The sequence below is a fragment of the Streptomyces sp. NPDC017095 genome (assembly GCF_044332325.1).
Classification (GTDB): Bacteria; Actinomycetota; Actinomycetes; order Streptomycetales; family Streptomycetaceae; genus Streptomyces.
Map to the genome: position 1 here is coordinate 427,307 of NZ_JBIROU010000002.1, position 16,994 is coordinate 444,300.

Here is a 16,994-nt window from a genome sequence, read left to right on the forward strand (position 1 = left end):
CTTCTACAGATGGCGGCGCCGGGTCGAGACGTGCCGTTCGTACAGCTCACGGGCCTTGACCGCGGACGGCCGGGTCGCGGCTTCGGCCACGGGAACATCCCACCAGGCCTCGGCGGCGGGCGCGCCCGACACAGTGTCGGACGTTTCGGTCTCCACGTAGACACATGTGGCGGTGCCGGCGGCGCGGGCCTCGGCGAGCGCCGCCCGCAGGCCGCCGACGGTCCGCGCGCGCAGTACCCGCATACCCAGGCTGGCCGCGTTGGCGGCGAGGTCCACGGGCAGCGGCGCGCCGGTGTACGTGCCGTCCGCGGCCGGGAAGCGGTAGGCCGTGCCGAACCGCTCGCCGCCCACCGCCTCCGACAGCCCGCCGATCGAGGCGTACCCGTGGTTCTGCACGAGCAGCACCTTGACCGCGACGCCCTCCTGCACGGCGGTCACGATCTCCGTCGGCATCATCAGATAGCTGCCGTCGCCGACCAGCGCCCACACGTTCCGCTCCGGTGCGGCCAGTTTCACGCCCAGCGCGCCCGGGATCTCGTAGCCCATGCAGGAGTAGCCGTACTCCAGGTGGTACTGGTCCGCCGACCGTGTCCGCCACAGCTTGTGCAGGTCGCCGGGGAGCGAGCCGGCCGCGCCCACGATGATGTCGGACTCGTCCGCCAGCGCGTCCAGCGCGCCGATGACCTGCGGCTGGGTCGGGCGTACGGCGGGATCGGGGGCCGCGAAGCAGGCGTCGACGCGCCGCTCCCAGCGGGCCTTGGCCTCGGTGTACTCGGTGACGTACGAGCCGGCGACCCGGTGGCCGTGCGTCCGCAGCCGCCCGGTCAGCGCCTCCAGGCCGCCGCGGGCATCGGCGACCAGCGGGAGACCGGCCAGCTTGTGACCGTCGGAGGGGGCGATGTTGAGGTTCAGGAAGCGGACGTCCGGGTGGGTGAAGAGAGTGCCGGACGCGGTGGTGAAGTCGGTGTAGCGGGTGCCGACGCCGATCACCAGGTCCGCCGTGCGGGCCAGTTCGTCGGCGGTCGCGGTGCCGGTGTGGCCGATGCCGCCGACGTCCTGCGGGTGGTCGTAGCGGAGCGAGCCCTTCCCGGCCTGGGTGGAGGCGACCGGGATGCCGGTGGCCTCGGCGAACGCGGCGAGGGCCGCCTCGCCGCGGCTGTGGTGGACGCCGCCGCCGGCGACGGCCAGCGGCCGGCGGGCCGCGCGCACGGCCCGTACCGCCGCCGCCAGCTCGGCCGGGTCCGCGCCGGGCCGCCGGACGGTCCACACCCGTTCGGCGAAGAACTCTTCCGGCCAGTCGTGGGCCTCGGCCTGGACGTCCTGCGGCAGCGCCAGGGTGACCGCGCCGGTCTCCACCGGGTCGGTGAGGACCCGCATCGCCTGGAGCGCCGCGGGGATCAGGGCCTCCGGCCGGGTGAGGCGGTCGAAGTACCGGGAGACCGGGCGCAGGGTGTCGTTGACCGACACGTCGCCCGCGTACGGCACCTGAAGCTGTTGCAGGACCGGGTCGGCGGGGCGGGTGGCGAAGACGTCGCCGGGCAGCAGCAGCACCGGCAGGTGGTTGACGGTGGCGAGGGCGGCACCGGTGACCAGATTGGTGGCGCCCGGGCCGATGGACGTGGTGACCGCGTGCGCGGACAGGCGGTTGGACTGGCGGGCGTAGCCGACCGCCGCGTGCACCATCGACTGCTCGTTGCGGCCCTGGTGGTACGGCATCACGCCGGCGTACTCGACCAGCGCCTGGCCGATGCCGGCGACGTTGCCGTGCCCGAAGATGCCCCAGGTCGCGCCGATCAGCCGCTGCCGGACGCCGTCCCGTTCGGTGTACTGGGCGGCGAGGAAGCGGACGAGTGCCTGGGCGACGGTCAGCCGGACGGTCATCGGTAGCCCCCTGTGGTCCGCGTGTGGTCCGGGTGGAAGCGGATCCGCCACTCCCGGGTGGGGCCCGGGCCCGCCATGACGTTCAGGTAGTACATGTCGTGGCCGGGCTGGGCGACGGACGGGCCGTGCCAGCCGTCGGGGACGAGGACGGCGTCGCCGGACCGGACCTCGGCGAGGACGTCGGCGCCGCCCGCGCGCGAGGGGGACACCCGCTGGTAGCCGAGGCCGTCCGGGCCCTCGATCTCGAAGTAGTAGATCTCCTCCAGCTCGCACTCCTCGCCCGGCCGGTGCTCGTCGTGCTTGTGCGGCGGGTACGACGACCAGTTGCCGCCCGGCGTGACCACCTCCACGGCGATCAGCCGGTCGCAGTCGAAGGAGTCCGCGGCGGCGAAGTTGCGCACCGTGCGGGCGCAGCCGCCGCTGCCGCGCCGCTCGACGGGGACCTCCGGCGCGGGGCCGTAGCGGGCGGGGAGTCGTCGCTCGCACTTCGCTCCTGCCAGGGCGAAGCGGCCTCCCGCGCCGGAGGCGATCTGGACCCGGGCGTCCCGGGGGGCGTACGCGAAGTCCGAGACGTCCGCGAACACGCTCTCCCGGCCCAGGAGTTGGAACTCGTCCTGCTCGATTCGAACGGTACATCCGCCGTCCAGCGGAAGCACGATCCACTCGCTGCCGCCGGTGGTGAACATATGGCTGCCGCCGGGTGCCAGCGCGACCACGCGCAGGCTGCTGTAGGTCCAGCCGGCCGTCTCGGGGCCGATGTCGACGGCGTACCGGCCGTGCGCGGCGGCGCCCCTGGGCAGATGCAGGTCGGTGCTGGTCATACGGCCCTCACAGCAGTCCTACGGCGGTGTCCACGGCGGCGGCCACATCGCCGTCCGCCGGATACAGCAGCGAGCGGCCGGCCACCAGGCCGCGCACGGTGGGCAGGCGGAGCGCGCCTCGCCACTTCTCGTACGCCGCCTCCTGGTCGTCCCCGACGTCGCCGCCGAGGAGCACGGCGGGCAGGGTGGAGGTCTCCATCACGCGGGCCATGTCGTCGGGGTTCTCGGTGACCGGCACCTTCAGCCAGGTGTAGGCCGAGGAACCACCGAGCCCGGAGGCGATGGCGAGGGACCGGGTGACCGCCTCGGCGGACAAGTCGTTCACCGGGCCGCCCTGGGGCCCGCGGTGGCTGATGAACGGCTCCACGAACACCGGCAGCCGGCGCGCGGCCATGGCGTCGACCGCGCGGGCGGCGGACTCCAGCGTGGTCAGGGAGCCCGGGTCGGTGTAGTCCAGGCGCAGCAGCAGTTTGCCCGCGTCGAAGCCGAGCCGTTCGATGTCCTCGGGGCGGTGGCCGGTGAACCGGTCGTCGAGTTCGAAGCTGGCTCCGTGCAGTCCGCCGCGGTTCATGGAGCCCATGACGATCTTGTGCTCCAGGGCGCCGAGCAGAAGCAGGTCGTCCAGGATGTCGGCGGAGGCGAGGACGCCGTCGACGCCGGGCCGTGACAGCGCGAGGCAGAGGCGTTCGAGCAGGCCGGCGCGGTTGGCCATGGCGAGGTCGCGGTCGCCGACGCCGAGGGCGCCGCGGGCCGGGTGGTCGGCGGCGACGATCATCAGCCGGCCGCCGCCGTCCAGCAGCGGGCGGCGGGCCCGGCGGGCGGCGGCCTCGGCGATCGCCTCGGGACGGGCGGCGCGGACGCGGACGAGTTCGGCCACGTCGATCCGGGGCCGCCGCGCGGTGTCCCCGTCCCCGCCCTCCGTGTGCGTGCCCGCGACCCGGCCGGCCCTCACAGCACGGCTCCGGCCGCCAGTGCGGCGGCCACCTCGTCGGCGGTGGGCATGGCGGAGGAGCACTCCAGCCGGGAGGCGACGATGGCGCCGGCCGCGTTGGCGTGCCGCATGACGGTCTCCAGGTCCCAGCCGGCCAGCAGGCCGTGGCAGAGGGCGCCGCCGAAGGCGTCGCCGGCGCCGAGGCCGTTGAGGACGGTGACGGGCAGCGGCGGGACCTCGGCGCACTCGCCCTGCCGGCTGACGGCGAGGACGCCCTTGGGTCCCTGCTTGACCACGGCCAGTTCGGGCCCGGCGGCCAGCAGGGCGCGGGCGGCGGCGTGCGGTGCGCGCAGTCCGGTGGCGACCTCCACCTCGTCCAGGTTGCCCACGGCGACGGTGGCGTGGCGCAGGGCCTCGGCGTAGAAGGGGCGGGCGGTGTCCGGGTCGGCCCAGAACGCGGGGCGCCAGTCCAGGTCGAAGACGGTGGTGCCGGTGCGGGCCCGGTGGGCGAGGGCCGCCAGGGTCGCCGTACGGCTGGGTTCCTCGCTCAGGCCGGTGCCGGTGACCCAGAAGATCCGGGCCGCGCCGACGGCGTCCAGGTCCAGTTCACCGGCGTCGATCTCCAGGTCGGGGGCCTTGGGCTGCCGGTAGAAGTAGAGCGGGAAGTCGTCGGGCGGGAAGACCTCGCAGAAGGTGACCGGCGTGGGCAGGCGGGGCACGGAGGCGACCCAGCGGTCGTCGACGCCGAAGCCGCGCAGCGCCTCGTGCAGGTAGGTGCCGAACGGGTCGTCGCCGGTGCGGGTGATCACGGCGGTGCGCCGGCCGAGCCGGGCCGCGGCGACCGCGACGTTCGCCGCCGACCCGCCGAGGAACTTGCCGAAGGACGCGACCTCGGCGAGCGGGACGCCGGTCTGGAGCGGGTAGAGGTCCACCCCGATCCGCCCCATGGTGATCAGGTCGTAGGCCATCGGCTTCCCTTCGTCATGGCTCCCCCGGCTTTCTAGCCCCGTACGCCGAACCCTGTCAATGCTTTGTCCGGACATTCGGACGACCCTCGTCCGGCTACCGGTGCCACCCCTTCTCTCACGCTTGCCCCTTGTGACGGCTGTGTCACGAAAACCCGCGTTCCGTCACGTCTGTCACACCTGTATGGCGCTCCGGTCACATCCGGTCGACAGATCCCCTCCCCTGGTCACCGTGCGTCGCCCACCGGGCACAGGCTGGGTGATCACCGACACAGCGCCCCGGCCGCCGCCGCGGCGCGCGCAGGGAGGTGCCGTTCATGACCGACCGAAGGCTCTGGTCCTACAAGGACATCGCGGCGCACATCCGGGTGCAGCCGGACACCGTGCGCTCCTACCGCAAGCACGGACTGCTGCCCGAGCCCGACCACGTGGAGGGCGGCAGACCCTACTGGTACGCCGACACCGTCCGCGCCTGGGCGGCCGCCCGCCCCGGCAACCGCGGACGCCGGGGCTGACCGGACGACCCGGCCCGCGGGCCGGCGCTGGATAAGTACCCCCTGGGGGTATAGAGTGGAGGGGTCGGGCCACCTCCGGGTACCCGTCGACCCCACACGCCACGACGAGGAGTAACGACATGACCGGGCAGACCGGCACCCAGGGCACCGTCACCACCGTCTACAAGGTCACCGGCATGAGCTGTGGCCACTGCGAGGGCTCCGTCTCCGGCGAGATCTCCCAGCTCCCGGGCGTCACCTCGGTCAAGGCCGTCGCGTCGGCCGGCGAGGTGACCGTCGTCTCCGCCGCCCCGCTCGACGAGGAGGCCGTGCGCGCCGCCGTCGACGAGGCCGGCTTCGAGCTGGCCGGCCAGGCCTGAGCCAGAGCCCCGTCCCGTCCCCGACCGGGCCGTGCCGACCAGCTCATACTGGATCCGTACGGCCCGGTCCGATGTCTGGAGTCCGGACATGACCAGCACCACCGCCAGCACCGCGGCCGCGACCGGCGGCACCGAGCAGGTCGACCTGCTCATCGGTGGGATGACCTGCGCTTCCTGCGCCGCGCGGGTGGAGAAGAAGCTCAACCGCATGGACGGCGTGAGCGCCACCGTGAACTTCGCCACCGAGCGGGCCAAGGTCACCTTCGCCGACGGCGTCCGGGTCGCCGACCTGATCGCCACCGTGGAGAAGACCGGCTACACCGCCGAGGAACCCCCGCCGCCGCGGCCCGCGCCCGAGGCCGCGCCGGGCACCCCGGAAGACGGCGCCGGACTCGGCGCCCTGCGGCAGCGGCTGCTCGTCTCCGCGCTGCTCGCCGCGCCCGTGGTCCTGCTCGCGATGATCCCCGCGCTCCAGTTCGACAACTGGCAGTGGCTCTCGCTCACCCTGGCCTCGCCGGTCGTCGTCTGGGGCGGCCGGCCCTTCCACCAGGCCGCCTGGACCAACCTCCGGCACGGCGCCGCCACCATGGACACCCTCGTCTCGGTCGGCACGCTGGCCGCGTTCGGCTGGTCGCTGTGGGCCCTGTTCTTCGGCGACGCGGGCGCCCGAGGCACGCACGACGCGTTCCGCCTCACCGTCTCCCGCATGGACGGCGCCTCCACCCTGTACCTGGAGGTCGCCGCCGGGGTCGTCGCGCTGATCCTGCTCGGCCGCTATCTGGAGGCCCGCTCCAAGCGCCGCGCCGGCGCCGCCCTGCGGGCCCTGATGGAGCTGGGCGCCAAGGACGTGGCGGTGCTGCGCGCGGGCCGCGAGGTGCGCGTGCCGGTGTCGTCCCTGGCCGTCGGCGACCGGTTCGTCGTCCGGCCCGGCGAGAAGATCGCCACCGACGGCACGGTCGTGGAGGGCATCTCCGCGGTGGACACCTCCCTGCTGACCGGCGAGTCGGTGCCGGTCGACGTCGGCCCCGGCGACCGGGTCACCGGCGCCACGGTCAACGCCGGCGGCCGGCTGGTCGTCGAGGCCGCCCGGGTCGGCGCGGACACCCAGCTCGCCCGGATGGCGAAGCTGGTGGAGGACGCGCAGAACGGCAAGGCCGAGGTGCAGCGGCTCGCCGACCGGATCTCCGCCGTCTTCGTGCCGGTGGTCATCCTGATCGCGCTCGGCACCTTCGGCGTCTGGCTGGGCGTCACCGGCGACACCGGCGCCGCGTTCACGGCCGCCGTCGCCGTGCTGATCATCGCCTGCCCGTGCGCGCTGGGCCTGGCCACGCCGACCGCGCTGATGGTCGGCACCGGGCGCGGCGCCCAGCTCGGCATCCTGATCAAGGGCCCGGAGGTGCTGGAGTCCACCCGCCGCGTGGACACGGTCGTCCTCGACAAGACCGGCACGGTGACCACCGGCCGGATGAGCCTGCAGGCGGTGTACGTTGCCGACGGCGAGGACGAGAAGGAGCTGCTGCGGCTCGCCGGCGCCCTGGAGCACGCCTCCGAGCACCCGGTGGCCCGCGCGATCGCCGCCGGCGCCGAGGAGCGGGCCGGGGCCCTGCCCGCGGTCGAGCACTTCGAGAACGTGCCCGGACGGGGCGTACGCGGGCGCGTGAACGGCCGTGAGGTGGCCGTGGGGCGTCTGTACGACGAGCTGCCCGAGGAGGTGGCCCGCGCGGCGCGCGCGGCCGAGCGGGAGGGCCGTACGGCCGTCGTGGCGGGCTGGGACGGGCGGGCCCGCGGGGTCCTCGCCGTCGCCGACACGGTGAAGGAGACCAGCGCCGAGGCGGTCCGCGAGCTGCGCCGGCTGGGCCTGACGCCGGTACTGCTCACCGGGGACAACCGCACGGTCGCCGAGGCCGTCGCCCGGAGCGTCGGCATCGACGCCGCGCAGGTCTTCGCCGAGGTGCTGCCCGAGGACAAGGTGGACGTCGTACGGCGGCTGCAGGGCGAGGGGCGGGCCGTGGCGATGGTCGGCGACGGGGTGAACGACGCCGCCGCGCTCGCCACCGCCGACCTGGGCCTGGCCATGGGCACCGGCACGGACGCGGCGATCGAGGCCGGTGACCTGACGCTGGTCCGCGGCGACCTGCGGGTGGCCGCGGACGCGATCCGGCTGTCCCGCCGGACGCTGGCCACCATCAAGGGCAATCTGGTCTGGGCCTTCGGCTACAACGTCGCCGCGCTGCCGCTGGCCGCCGCCGGACTGCTCAACCCGATGATCGCCGGGGCGGCGATGGCCTTCTCCTCGGTCTTCGTGGTGACCAACAGCCTGCGGCTGCGGACCTTCCGGTGAGATCCGCGATTACCGGGACGGATCTTCCGTCACCCCTGGAGTCCGGCGCGCGCCTCACATAAGCTCTTCACAAGGCTCGCGCATCATCCTTACGCTTGGGTCCCGATTGCGCTATCGGGGCTCTTGCGTACGTAAGGGACATATGCAAGAGACGCACATCACAGTGATGCGAACGTAACCATCGAAGGGGTTCGAAGGTCTAAGTTGGCGATGTCAGACCAGCGTCTTGGGGGGCGCTGACTGGCTTCCGGGGATGTCTTGGGGGACTTTCCCGGATGGGGGTACCCCTCCTGCTCGGCCGTGAGGCGCGAGCCTGAGGGAGCGTTGCCGGGGCACGTACACCGGGTAGCTTTGAGCGGCCCTCCCAGCGTGCGCTGTCCCGGCAGATCGCACCGCATCACTGGAGCACGGCGGGTTCCGCCCGCCCGTGCTCAGACAGCGAATTCAGGCGCTGTCCTCTCCAAGCGCCCGGCCGGATCCCGTGGGGGGAATCCGCACCGGGACATGGGAAGGCGCCCTGGTCGCCGGCCCGTGGGGGGACCGGCGACTCGGGGCGCCTTCCGCTTTTCTTCCGCTCTGTTCACCGCTCGCTCGGGGCCCGCCCGGACGGACAGGCCCCCCGCGTCCGGTGGGTTCAGCGCTCCTCGACCGGCACGAAGTCGCGCTCGACCACACCCGTGTAGATCTGGCGCGGACGGCCGATGCGGGAGCCGGGCTCCTTGATCATCTCGGTCCACTGGGCGATCCAGCCGGGCAGCCGGCCCAGGGCGAACAGGACCGTGAACATCTCGGTCGGGAAGCCCATGGCCCGGTAGATCAGACCGGTGTAGAAGTCGACGTTCGGGTAGAGCTTGCGCTCGACGAAGTAGTCGTCGGACAGCGCGTGCTCCTCCAGCTTCAGGGCGATGTCGAGGAGCTCGTCCTCCTTGCCCAGCGCGGAGAGGACGTCGTGCGCGGCCGCCTTGATGATCTTGGCGCGCGGGTCGAAGTTCTTGTAGACCCGGTGGCCGAAGCCCATCAGCCGGACGCCGTCCTCCTTGTTCTTCACCTTGCGGATGAAGGTGTCGACGTCGGAGCCGGAGTCGCGGATGCCCTCCAGCATCTCCAGCACCGACTGGTTGGCGCCGCCGTGCAGCGGGCCCCACAGCGCGTTGATGCCGGCCGAGATGGAGGCGAACATGTTGGCCTGCGAGGAGCCGACCAGACGGACCGTGGAGGTCGAACAGTTCTGCTCGTGGTCGGCGTGCAGGATGAGCAGCTTGTCCAGCGCGGACACCACGACCGGGTCCGGCTCGTACTCGTCGGCCGGCACCGAGAACGTCATGCGCAGGAAGTTCTCGACGTAGCCGAGGTCGTTGCGCGGGTAGACGAACGGGTGGCCGATCGACTTCTTGTACGCGTACGCGGCGATCGTCGGCAGCTTGGCGAGCAGCCGGATCGTGGACAGGTCGCGCTGCTTCTCGTCGAACGGGTTGTGGCTGTCCTGATAGAAGGTGGACAGCGCCGAGACGACCGAGGACAGCATGGCCATCGGGTGCGCGTCGCGCGGGAAGCCCCGGTAGAAGTTCTTGACGTCCTCGTGCAGCAGCGTGTGCCGCGTGACGTCGTTCTTGAACGCCGTCAGCTGGTCGACGGTGGGCAGTTCGCCGTTGATGAGCAGGTACGCCACCTCAAGGAAGGTGGAGCGCTCGGCCAGCTGCTCGATGGGGTAACCGCGGTAACGGAGGATGCCCGCCTCGCCGTCGAGGTAGGTGACCGCGGATTTGTAGGCGGCCGTGTTGCCGTACCCGCTGTCCAGGGTCACCAGACCGGTCTGGGCGCGGAGCTTCCCGATGTCGAAGCCCTTGTCGCCGACGGTGCTGTCGACCACCGGGTAGGTGTACTCGCCGTCGCCGTACCGCAGTACTACAGAGTTGTCGCTCACGTCTTCCCTCACCGACGTAGTGCCTCATCTTCGAGGTGCCCTGACTGTCTCTACCATCCCCCATTTGGCTCAGGAGAGTGCACTCGGGGTCGACCATTGGGCCTATTGGCGGCACTCAGTGCCGCCAACCTGCTCATCCTGCCCCCTTGCGGGGCCGTCGGGAAGTGCTCTGTGACCTTCACGACTCATTTGATCGATCATTTCCCGCCGAGCCGGTAATCCAGGGCCGTACAGCGCCGTCCGGCCGACACCGTGCGCACCGCCTGCCCGATCGCCTTGCGTGAACCGACGAGGACGACCAGGCGTTTGGCCCGGGTGACCGCCGTGTACAGCAGGTTCCGCTGGAGCATCATCCATGCCCCCGTCGTGACGGGAATCACCACCGCGGGATACTCGCTGCCCTGGGAGCGGTGGATGGTCACCGCGTACGCGTGGGCCAGTTCGTCCAGTTCGTCGAATTCGTACGGAACCTCCTCGTCCTCGTCCGTCAGCACCGTCAGCCGCTGGTCGACCGGATCGAGCGAGGTGACGACACCCACGGTGCCGTTGAAGACACCGTTCTTCCCTTTTTCGTAATTGTTCCTGATCTGGGTGACCTTGTCGCCGACGCGGAAGACCCGGCCGCCGAACCGCTTCTCCGCCAGATCGGGCCGGCCGGGCGTGATGGCCTGCTGGAGCAGCCCGTTGAGCGCGCCGGCGCCCGCCGGGCCCCGGTGCATCGGCGCGAGCACCTGCACGTCCCGGCGCGGGTCCAGCCCGAACCTGGCGGGAATCCGCCGTGCGGCCACGTCGACGGTGAGCCGTCCGGCGGCCTCGGTGTCGTCCTCGACGAAGAGGAAGAAGTCCTTCAGCCCGTCGGTGAGCGGATGCAGGCCCGCGTTGATGCGGTGCGCGTTGGTGACCACCCCCGACTGCTGGGCCTGCCGGAAGACCCGGGTGAGCCGCACGGCCGGGACCGGACCGCCGTCGGCGAGCAGGTCCCGCAGCACCTCCCCGGCGCCCACGCTCGGCAGCTGGTCCACGTCCCCGACGAACAGCAGGTGCGCTCCGGGGGGCACGGCCTTCACCAGCTTGTTGGCGAGCAGCAGGTCCAGCATGGACGCCTCGTCCACGACCACCAGGTCGGCGTCGAGCGGCCGGTCCCGGTCGTACGCCGCGTCACCGCCGGGCTTCAGCTCCAGCAGCCGGTGCACGGTGGAGGCCTCCGCGCCGGTCAGCTCCGCCAGCCGCTTGGCCGCGCGGCCGGTCGGGGCGGCCAGCACCACCTTGGCGCGCCGGGCCCGGGCCAGCTCCACGATCGAGCGGACGGTGAACGACTTGCCGCAGCCCGGACCGCCGGTGAGCACGGCGACCTTCTCGGTCAGCGCCAGCCTGACCGCCGCCTCCTGCTCGGGCGCGAGGTCGGCGCCGGTGCGCGACCTCAGCCAGCCCAGCGCCTTGGCCCAGTCCACGTCCCGGAACCCCGGCATGCGGTCCTCGTCCGTGCGCAGCAGCCGCAGCACCTGGGCGGACAGGGACAGCTCCGCGCGGTGGAAGGGCACCAGATACACGGCGCTGACCGGCTCCCCGGCGCCGTCGGGCCCCGGCACCTTCTCCCGTACGACACCGGGATCGGCGCCGTCCTCCGGGGGCCGGGACAGCTCGGCGAGGCACTCGATGACGAGCCCGGTGTCGACCTGGAGCAGCTTGACGGCGTCGGCGATCAGCCGCTCCTCCGGCAGATAGCAGTGCCCCTGGTCGGCGGACTGCGACAGCGCGTACTGGAGGCCGGCCTGCACCCGCGCCGGGCTGTCGTGCGGGATGCCGACCGACTGGGCGATCTTGTCGGCGGTGAGGAACCCGATGCCCCACACGTCGGCGGCGAGCCGGTACGGCTGCTCCCTGACGACGGAGATGGACGCGTCGCCGTACTTCTTGTAGATCCGCACGGCGATCGACGTCGACACCTCGACGGTCTGGAGGAAGAGCATGACCTCCTTGATCGCCTTCTGCTCCTCCCAGGCGTCGGCGATCTTCTTCGTCCGCTTCGGACCGAGCCCCGGCACCTCGATCAGCCGCTTCGGCTCCTCCTCGATGATCCGGAGCGTGTCCACGCCGAAGTGCTGCGTGATCCGGTCGGCGAAGACCGGCCCGATGCCCTTGACCAGCCCGGAGCCCAGATAGCGGCGGATGCCCTGGACGGTGGCCGGCAGGACGGTCGTGTAGTTCTCGACGTGGAACTGCTTGCCGTACTGCGGGTGGGAGCCCCAGCGGCCCTCCATGCGCAGGGACTCGCCCGCCTGGGCGCCGAGCAGCGCGCCGACGACCGTGAGCAGGTCCCCGCCGCCCCTTCCGGTGTCGACCCGGGCGACCGTGTAGCCGTTCTCCTCGTTGGCGTACGTGATTCTCTCCAGCACGCCTTCGAGCACGGCGAGATGCCGTTCGCCCGGGGAGTTCCCCGCCTGTCGAGCCATGATCCGACGGTACCGGTGGGGTACGACAGCCGTCGCGGGCAGCCGGTCGCGGGCGCCGCTTCCGGTGCCTTTCACGCTCCGGAAGCGTGCTGAAAGCGCGCTGAGGCCGCGGTGAAACCGGGCGGGCGCAGGCTCTGGTCCAGCAGCCGGAAGACAGGCGGCGCGGGTCCCGGCCGGGGCCCGCGAGGAACCCGACCGAGGAGTACACCACCATGTCCGTCACCCTCACCGACCAGGACAAGCAGACCCTGCGGACCGCCGCGTACGGCGCGGTGTCGCTGCTGGCCGCCGCCGACGCGGCCGGCTCGCCGCACCGGGCCGCCACCCGGGGCAGTATCGCGCTGGCGTCCGCGACCGGCCCGGTCGGCCATGTGCTCGCCGAGAAGACCCGGATCACCGGCCTGAACGGCTCGTCGGTCGCGGAACTGGCCGACCGGGTACTGCCGGCGCTGACCGAGGCCATGCGCCTGCTCGGCCGGCAGGACCCGGCGCAGGCCGCCGACTTCCGCGACACCGTCCTCGTCGCCGTCGACACGGCCGCGCGCTCCGGCCGCGGCGAGCCCGGCCCGACCGTGACCGCCATGACCCGAAAGATCACCGAGGCCCTCGACGCAGCCTGAGGGCCGCCGGCGCCCGCCCGGCCCACGCCGGTGCACCGCACACCGCGCTGATGGGGGGTGCGTGGATCTGCGGGTGCCTGGATCTGCGGGCGGGCGCCCCGGGCTTGGCTCCGAGTGGGCGCCTGCGGGCAGGCGGCCCCAGGCGGACAACCCCCAGGCGGGTGGCCCCGGACGGGGCTCGCGGGCGGACGGCTCCCGGCGGGTGGCCCCAAGCGGGTGACTCCGGGCGGGCGCCCCCAGGCGAGCGGCTCCGAGCGGGCGGCCACAGGCGGGCGACCCTGGACGGGCGGCCCCGAGCGAGCGGCTTCGAGCGGGCGCCCTCAGGCGAGTGGCCCCAGGAAGGCGGCCCCAGGCAGGCGGCCCCGGACGGGCGGCTCAGGCGGGCGCCCCTGGGCGGGCCGTCCCGGGCCGGCGTCCGTTTCGTGGGTGGCTCGGGTCAGTGGTGGGCCGGTGGTGGGCTCAAGGGTCTTCGCCGGGAGCGGCCGGGGGTGGCGGGGGCGGGGTCAGGAGGGTGTCCAGGGCGCGCTGGGCGGCGCGGAGTTGGGTGATCGTGGCCTCCATCCGGATGTGCTCCTGGCGCAGGTGGTCGAGCACGCCGGGGCACCCGGTGGTGACGAGCCGTTCGCCGTCGTCGTGGACGCAGTGCAGGATGCGCCCGATGACCGCGGTCGGCAGGCCCGCCGCGAGCAGCGCGCGGATGCGCCCGACCGTGGCGACGTCCGTCTCGGCGTACGCGCGGTAGCCGTTGGGCCGCCGGACCGGCCGGAGCAGGCCCTGTTCCTCGTAGTAGCGCAGCAGCCGCGGGCTCACCCCGGTCGCGTCCGCCAAGGCTCCGATCCGCATGTGCCCTCCCGCCCGGTCCACCGGGAACGGGCCCGCCGCCGACCGGAGTTGACCTTCACACCGATGAGAGACTCTAGTCTTCCGTCGCCGGATCGACGACGACGAAGGAGCACCCATGCCGGGAGCAGTGATCATCGGAGCGGGACCGGGAATCGGCCGGTCGGTAGCCCGCCGCTTCGCGCGCGAGGGCCTGCCGGTCGCGCTGGTGGCCCGGTCCCGGCAGACCCTGGAGGCGACGGCCGCCGCCCTCGCGCCCGCCGGCGTGCCGGTCCTGTCGCTGACGGCCGACAGCACGGACGCGGCGGGCCTCGGCGCCGCGCTGGACACCGTGATCGCGGAGACCGGCCTGCCGGACGTCGTGGTCTACAACGCGGCCCTCATCCGCCCGGACACGCTCGGCGAGCTGTGCGTGGCCCAGCATCTGGAGGCGTGGTCGGTGAACGTGGCCGGCGCGATCACGGCGGCGGCGCACGTCCTGCCGGCGATGGCCGCGCGCGGCAGCGGCACCTTCCTCGTCACCGGCGGAATGCCCCGGCCGAAGCCGCGGTACGTCAGCCTCTCTCTGGGCAAGGCCGGCGTACGGACCCTGGTGGACCTGCTGGACCAGGAGTACGGCCCGGCCGGCGTGCACGCGGCGAGCGTCACCATCGACGGTCCGGTGGCCCCCGGGACGCCCTTCGACCCGGACGTCATCGCCGAGCACTACTGGCGGCTGCACACCCAGCCGCGCGAGGAGTGGGAACAGGAGGTCGTCCACACCGCCGGGACGGGCTGACGGCGGGCCCGGGACGCGTCCCGCCCGCTTCAGCCGGCCTTCTTCTGGGCCTTGTCGCCGGGGGACAGGAACGACATCACGCGCCGGAGCAGCGCGCCTCGCTGTTCACGGCCCGTGTCGCTGAGACTGGCTCGTACGCTTTCGAAGTCGAAGGAGCGGAGCGCTGTGGCCTTCCGCTCCATGTACTCGGCCGGGTCTCTCTCGAACTCCCGGACCGCCGGGTCCGTGTCTAAGACGACCCCGCTCCAGACCTCACTGTGCGCAGCACTCATGCTGGCGTTCCCCCCCGGGTTCGACTCGGAGGACGGGTGGCTCCCGCCGTTCTGGGTCGGCATGCGCCCTCCAAGCGTTGACGGTACAGTCTCGGCTGATGGCTTGTCAGCCTCAACCCGACGGTATGGCCTACGGATTGGCCGTCGGTTCGGTTCAACAAGCTGACATCGTCCCTGAACGAGCCGTCTGCTCGACGGTCACGATCCGGACACCTTCCGTCACCGTATTGATACCCGGTGACACAGTCCCCGAAACGGCGGAAGCACCCACATGGCCTAACTCCGCGTGTAGGCTCCGTCGCTATGTCCTCGAGTGGATTACGGGTCGGCTGGGGCACGGCGACGATGGGCTCCCTGAGCGTCGTCACCTATGTAGCGCCGATCGTCCTCGGTCTCGGCCTGGAACTGCCGATATGGACAGCCATGGTGATCATGGCTGTCGGCGTGGTGGCCACGGTGGCCACCGTCATCATGTCCCGGCGGGAGGCGACGGCCGCCCGGCGCGACCTGGTCACCGCCGAGCAGGCCGCGAAGGTCGCCGCCGAGCGCTCCCGCGGCACCATGGAAGACGTGCTCACGGTGCTGGTCCACCACATCGGCGAGATCGTCAGCGCGAACAGCAAGAGCGCGCGCAGTCCGCTCCAGCAGCAGATGAAGCAGGCCATCGTCTCCCTCACGGCCAAGCTCATCGGGCCGGAGAACACCCGCGCCTGCGTCCTGGAGATCGACCCGGCGTCCGCGGGGACCGGCGTCCGGGAGATGAAGTGCCTGGCCGGCCTGTGGGTGGGCCGGGCGGAGGCACCGCGGACGGTGTTCCGCGAGGACCAGGCGCGCGGGGCGTCCCTGCTCAAGCTGATGGACGACCGCAAGAGCACGTTCGTCGAGAACGTCGACGCGCTGGCCCCGGAACTCCGCCCCGAGACGGACTCGTACAAGACCTACATCACCGCCACCATCACGGCCGCCGGCAAGGACGCGTTCGGCGTCCTGTGCGTGGACGCGCCCAGCCCCGGGGATCTCCGCAAGGGGGACGTCCGCCTGGTGGAGGTCCTGGCCCGCCTGCTGGGCGCGGCCCTCGCGGTCCGCCGCTGAGTTCCGCCCGGCGGCCGGACGTACGGCCGCCGGCCCCGGCCACTCCTCCCACCGGCCGCACACGCCGGTCCCCCGCCCCCGCCCAGGCGCCGGGCGCGGCGGGCCGCGAGACGACACGGCAGCTTCCCGCTCCCACCCGTGAGACCGGCCCCGCTCCGGCGGAACCGCGACACGCACGGGTGAGGCAACCTGCGGCGATCCGGCTCGTTGGGCCTGTCGTACGAAAGGAGAGCTGATGGTCGGCTCGTCGCATGAGGCGTTGCACCGGATCTTCCAAAAGGATCCGGCGCTGCTGACGCGGGCGTTACAGCGGGTGCTGCACGTGCCCTTCCCGGAACCGCGGGAGATCGCGGCGCTGAACGTGGACCTGACGGAGATCGAGCCCGTCGAACGCCGGGTGGACACGTTGCTGCGGGCGGAGACCGACGAGGGCACGTATCTCCTCGTGGTCGAGTCGCAGGGGAAGACGGACGACCGCAAACGGGGCAGCTGGCCCTACTACTTGTCGTACCTGTACGAGAAGTACCGCTGTGAGCCCGTGCTCATCGTCATCACCCAGAGCAGTGCCACGGCGAAGTGGGCTTCGCGGCCGATCCGGCTCGGCTTTCCGGGGTGGGAGTCGCTGACCGTGCGTCCGCTGGTGCTGGGCCCGGACAACGTGCCGGTGATCACGGAAGAGCGGCAGGCGGAACGGGACGTCCCCCTCGCGGTGCTCTCGGCCATGACACACGGGCGTGGCCCGCAGGCCCCGGCCATACTGGAGTCCCTGGCTTCCGCCCTGCGGACCATCGACTCCGACAGTGCCGCGGTCTTCGTGCAGTTCGTCGACTCATGCCTGGCCGACCCCCAGGCGAAGCAGATGTGGAGGGATCTGATGACGGCGATCCAGTACTTCTGGCGACACCCACTGGCTGAACAGGTGCGCCAGGAAGGGCGCGAGGAAGGGCTCGAAGAAGGCCTGCGGCAAGGCCAGGTCGCGACCATGGCCGCGACGATCCTGCGCATCCTGGAATTGCGCGGCATCCCCGTGCCCGCAGACGCCCGCGAGCGTATCGAGGCGTCCAGGGACCTCGGACAACTGGAGCTCTGGACCGACCGAGCCGTCCACGCCACCCAGGCCACCGACCTGTTCACCGACGAGTGAGCAGGCGGCCGCCGGAGCGCTGGCCGGTCGGCTGAAGAGCGGCCCGGGGCGGGGCAGG

15 protein-coding genes are annotated in these 16,994 nt (G+C 72.4%); 7 read left to right on the forward strand and 8 right to left on the reverse strand.

What is annotated here, in order from left to right:
• Positions 1 to 3: 3 nt before the first annotated feature.
• From iolD to iolC, 4 genes are read right to left on the reverse strand one after another with little or no spacing between them, the layout of a single operon-like run.
• Positions 4 to 1,881 carry a 3D-(3,5/4)-trihydroxycyclohexane-1,2-dione acylhydrolase (decyclizing) gene (iolD, locus tag ACH4OA_RS04935; RefSeq protein WP_397967662.1) on the reverse strand — a complete coding sequence of 626 codons (1,878 nt, stop codon included), beginning with the start codon at positions 1,879 to 1,881 and terminating at the stop codon, positions 4 to 6.
• A complete protein-coding gene (iolB, locus tag ACH4OA_RS04940) occupies positions 1,878 to 2,702 on the reverse strand; it encodes a 5-deoxy-glucuronate isomerase (RefSeq protein ID WP_397939723.1) in 825 nt (274 codons plus the stop codon). The genes iolD and iolB overlap by 4 nt, the downstream gene beginning before the upstream one ends.
• 7 nt (positions 2,703 to 2,709) lie before the next feature.
• Positions 2,710 to 3,654 (reverse strand): deoxyribose-phosphate aldolase, encoded by a 945-nt coding sequence (locus ACH4OA_RS04945; protein ID WP_397967664.1) that lies wholly within the window; start codon positions 3,652 to 3,654, stop codon positions 2,710 to 2,712.
• Positions 3,651 to 4,601 carry a 5-dehydro-2-deoxygluconokinase gene (gene iolC / locus ACH4OA_RS04950; RefSeq protein ID WP_397939721.1) on the reverse strand — a complete coding sequence of 317 codons (951 nt, stop codon included), beginning with the start codon at positions 4,599 to 4,601 and terminating at the stop codon, positions 3,651 to 3,653. Before iolC ends, ACH4OA_RS04945 begins: the two co-directional genes overlap by 4 nt.
• 314 nt (positions 4,602 to 4,915) lie before the next feature.
• Between iolC and ACH4OA_RS04955 the strand changes: the two genes are divergently transcribed.
• From ACH4OA_RS04955 to ACH4OA_RS04965, 3 genes are all read left to right on the forward strand, one after another.
• On the forward strand, positions 4,916 to 5,113 hold the full coding sequence (locus ACH4OA_RS04955; RefSeq protein ID WP_365871475.1) for a MerR family transcriptional regulator: 198 nt from the start codon (positions 4,916 to 4,918) through the stop codon (positions 5,111 to 5,113).
• Positions 5,114 to 5,232: 119 nt separating this feature from the next.
• Positions 5,233 to 5,472: a heavy-metal-associated domain-containing protein gene (locus ACH4OA_RS04960; protein WP_365871477.1), complete on the forward strand. Its 240-nt coding sequence runs from the start codon at positions 5,233 to 5,235 to the stop codon at positions 5,470 to 5,472.
• An 88-nt stretch (positions 5,473 to 5,560) separates the two neighbouring features.
• Complete coding sequence (locus ACH4OA_RS04965; protein ID WP_397967666.1) at positions 5,561 to 7,813, forward strand: heavy metal translocating P-type ATPase; 2,253 nt, start codon at positions 5,561 to 5,563, stop codon at positions 7,811 to 7,813.
• A gap of 634 nt (positions 7,814 to 8,447) precedes the next feature.
• Here the strand turns inward: ACH4OA_RS04965 and ACH4OA_RS04970 are convergent.
• On the reverse strand, positions 8,448 to 9,737 hold the full coding sequence (locus ACH4OA_RS04970; RefSeq protein WP_397939719.1) for a citrate synthase: 1,290 nt from the start codon (positions 9,735 to 9,737) through the stop codon (positions 8,448 to 8,450).
• Positions 9,738 to 9,934: 197 nt separating this feature from the next.
• Positions 9,935 to 12,190 carry an ATP-dependent RecD-like DNA helicase gene (locus ACH4OA_RS04975; protein ID WP_397947274.1) on the reverse strand — a complete coding sequence of 752 codons (2,256 nt, stop codon included), beginning with the start codon at positions 12,188 to 12,190 and terminating at the stop codon, positions 9,935 to 9,937.
• Positions 12,191 to 12,402: 212 nt separating this feature from the next.
• Between ACH4OA_RS04975 and ACH4OA_RS04980 the strand changes: the two genes are divergently transcribed.
• Positions 12,403 to 12,810 (forward strand): hypothetical protein, encoded by a 408-nt coding sequence (locus tag ACH4OA_RS04980; protein ID WP_397939715.1) that lies wholly within the window; start codon positions 12,403 to 12,405, stop codon positions 12,808 to 12,810.
• Positions 12,811 to 13,269: 459 nt separating this feature from the next.
• Here ACH4OA_RS04980 and ACH4OA_RS04985 read toward each other — a convergent pair whose 3' ends face one another.
• Positions 13,270 to 13,653 (reverse strand): MerR family transcriptional regulator, encoded by a 384-nt coding sequence (locus ACH4OA_RS04985; RefSeq protein WP_397967668.1) that lies wholly within the window; start codon positions 13,651 to 13,653, stop codon positions 13,270 to 13,272.
• A gap of 115 nt (positions 13,654 to 13,768) precedes the next feature.
• Between ACH4OA_RS04985 and ACH4OA_RS04990 the strand changes: the two genes are divergently transcribed.
• Positions 13,769 to 14,428: an SDR family NAD(P)-dependent oxidoreductase gene (locus ACH4OA_RS04990; protein WP_397939711.1), complete on the forward strand. Its 660-nt coding sequence runs from the start codon at positions 13,769 to 13,771 to the stop codon at positions 14,426 to 14,428.
• A gap of 29 nt (positions 14,429 to 14,457) precedes the next feature.
• Here the strand turns inward: ACH4OA_RS04990 and ACH4OA_RS04995 are convergent, their stop codons facing one another.
• Positions 14,458 to 14,700 carry a hypothetical protein gene (locus ACH4OA_RS04995; protein ID WP_365871497.1) on the reverse strand — a complete coding sequence of 81 codons (243 nt, stop codon included), beginning with the start codon at positions 14,698 to 14,700 and terminating at the stop codon, positions 14,458 to 14,460.
• 303 nt (positions 14,701 to 15,003) lie between these two features.
• Between ACH4OA_RS04995 and ACH4OA_RS05000 the strand changes: the two genes are divergently transcribed.
• Positions 15,004 to 15,792: a hypothetical protein gene (locus tag ACH4OA_RS05000; RefSeq protein ID WP_397967671.1), complete on the forward strand. Its 789-nt coding sequence runs from the start codon at positions 15,004 to 15,006 to the stop codon at positions 15,790 to 15,792.
• Between the two features lie 235 nt (positions 15,793 to 16,027).
• Positions 16,028 to 16,936, forward strand: coding sequence for a hypothetical protein (locus ACH4OA_RS05005; protein ID WP_397947279.1), 909 nt, complete (start codon positions 16,028 to 16,030; stop codon positions 16,934 to 16,936).
• Positions 16,937 to 16,994: the final 58 nt, after the last annotated feature.

Excerpts from the sequence above, each read along its gene's own strand:
- iolD (WP_397967662.1), bottom strand. The coding sequence starts at position 1,881 with ATGACCGTCCGGCTGACCGTCGCCCAGGCACTCGTCCGCTTCCTCGCC.
- iolB (WP_397939723.1), bottom strand. The coding sequence starts at position 2,702 with ATGACCAGCACCGACCTGCATCTGCCCAGGGGCGCCGCCGCGCACGGC.
- iolC (WP_397939721.1), bottom strand. The coding sequence starts at position 4,601 with ATGGCCTACGACCTGATCACCATGGGGCGGATCGGGGTGGACCTCTAC.
- ACH4OA_RS04955 (WP_365871475.1), top strand. The coding sequence starts at position 4,916 with ATGACCGACCGAAGGCTCTGGTCCTACAAGGACATCGCGGCGCACATC.
- ACH4OA_RS04960 (WP_365871477.1), top strand. The coding sequence starts at position 5,233 with ATGACCGGGCAGACCGGCACCCAGGGCACCGTCACCACCGTCTACAAG.
- ACH4OA_RS04965 (WP_397967666.1), top strand. The coding sequence starts at position 5,561 with ATGACCAGCACCACCGCCAGCACCGCGGCCGCGACCGGCGGCACCGAG.
- ACH4OA_RS04975 (WP_397947274.1), bottom strand. The coding sequence starts at position 12,190 with ATGGCTCGACAGGCGGGGAACTCCCCGGGCGAACGGCATCTCGCCGTG.
- ACH4OA_RS04980 (WP_397939715.1), top strand. The coding sequence starts at position 12,403 with ATGTCCGTCACCCTCACCGACCAGGACAAGCAGACCCTGCGGACCGCC.
- ACH4OA_RS04985 (WP_397967668.1), bottom strand. The coding sequence starts at position 13,653 with ATGCGGATCGGAGCCTTGGCGGACGCGACCGGGGTGAGCCCGCGGCTG.
- ACH4OA_RS04990 (WP_397939711.1), top strand. The coding sequence starts at position 13,769 with ATGCCGGGAGCAGTGATCATCGGAGCGGGACCGGGAATCGGCCGGTCG.
- ACH4OA_RS04995 (WP_365871497.1), bottom strand. The coding sequence starts at position 14,700 with ATGAGTGCTGCGCACAGTGAGGTCTGGAGCGGGGTCGTCTTAGACACG.
- ACH4OA_RS05000 (WP_397967671.1), top strand. The coding sequence starts at position 15,004 with ATGTCCTCGAGTGGATTACGGGTCGGCTGGGGCACGGCGACGATGGGC.
- ACH4OA_RS05005 (WP_397947279.1), top strand. The coding sequence starts at position 16,028 with ATGGTCGGCTCGTCGCATGAGGCGTTGCACCGGATCTTCCAAAAGGAT.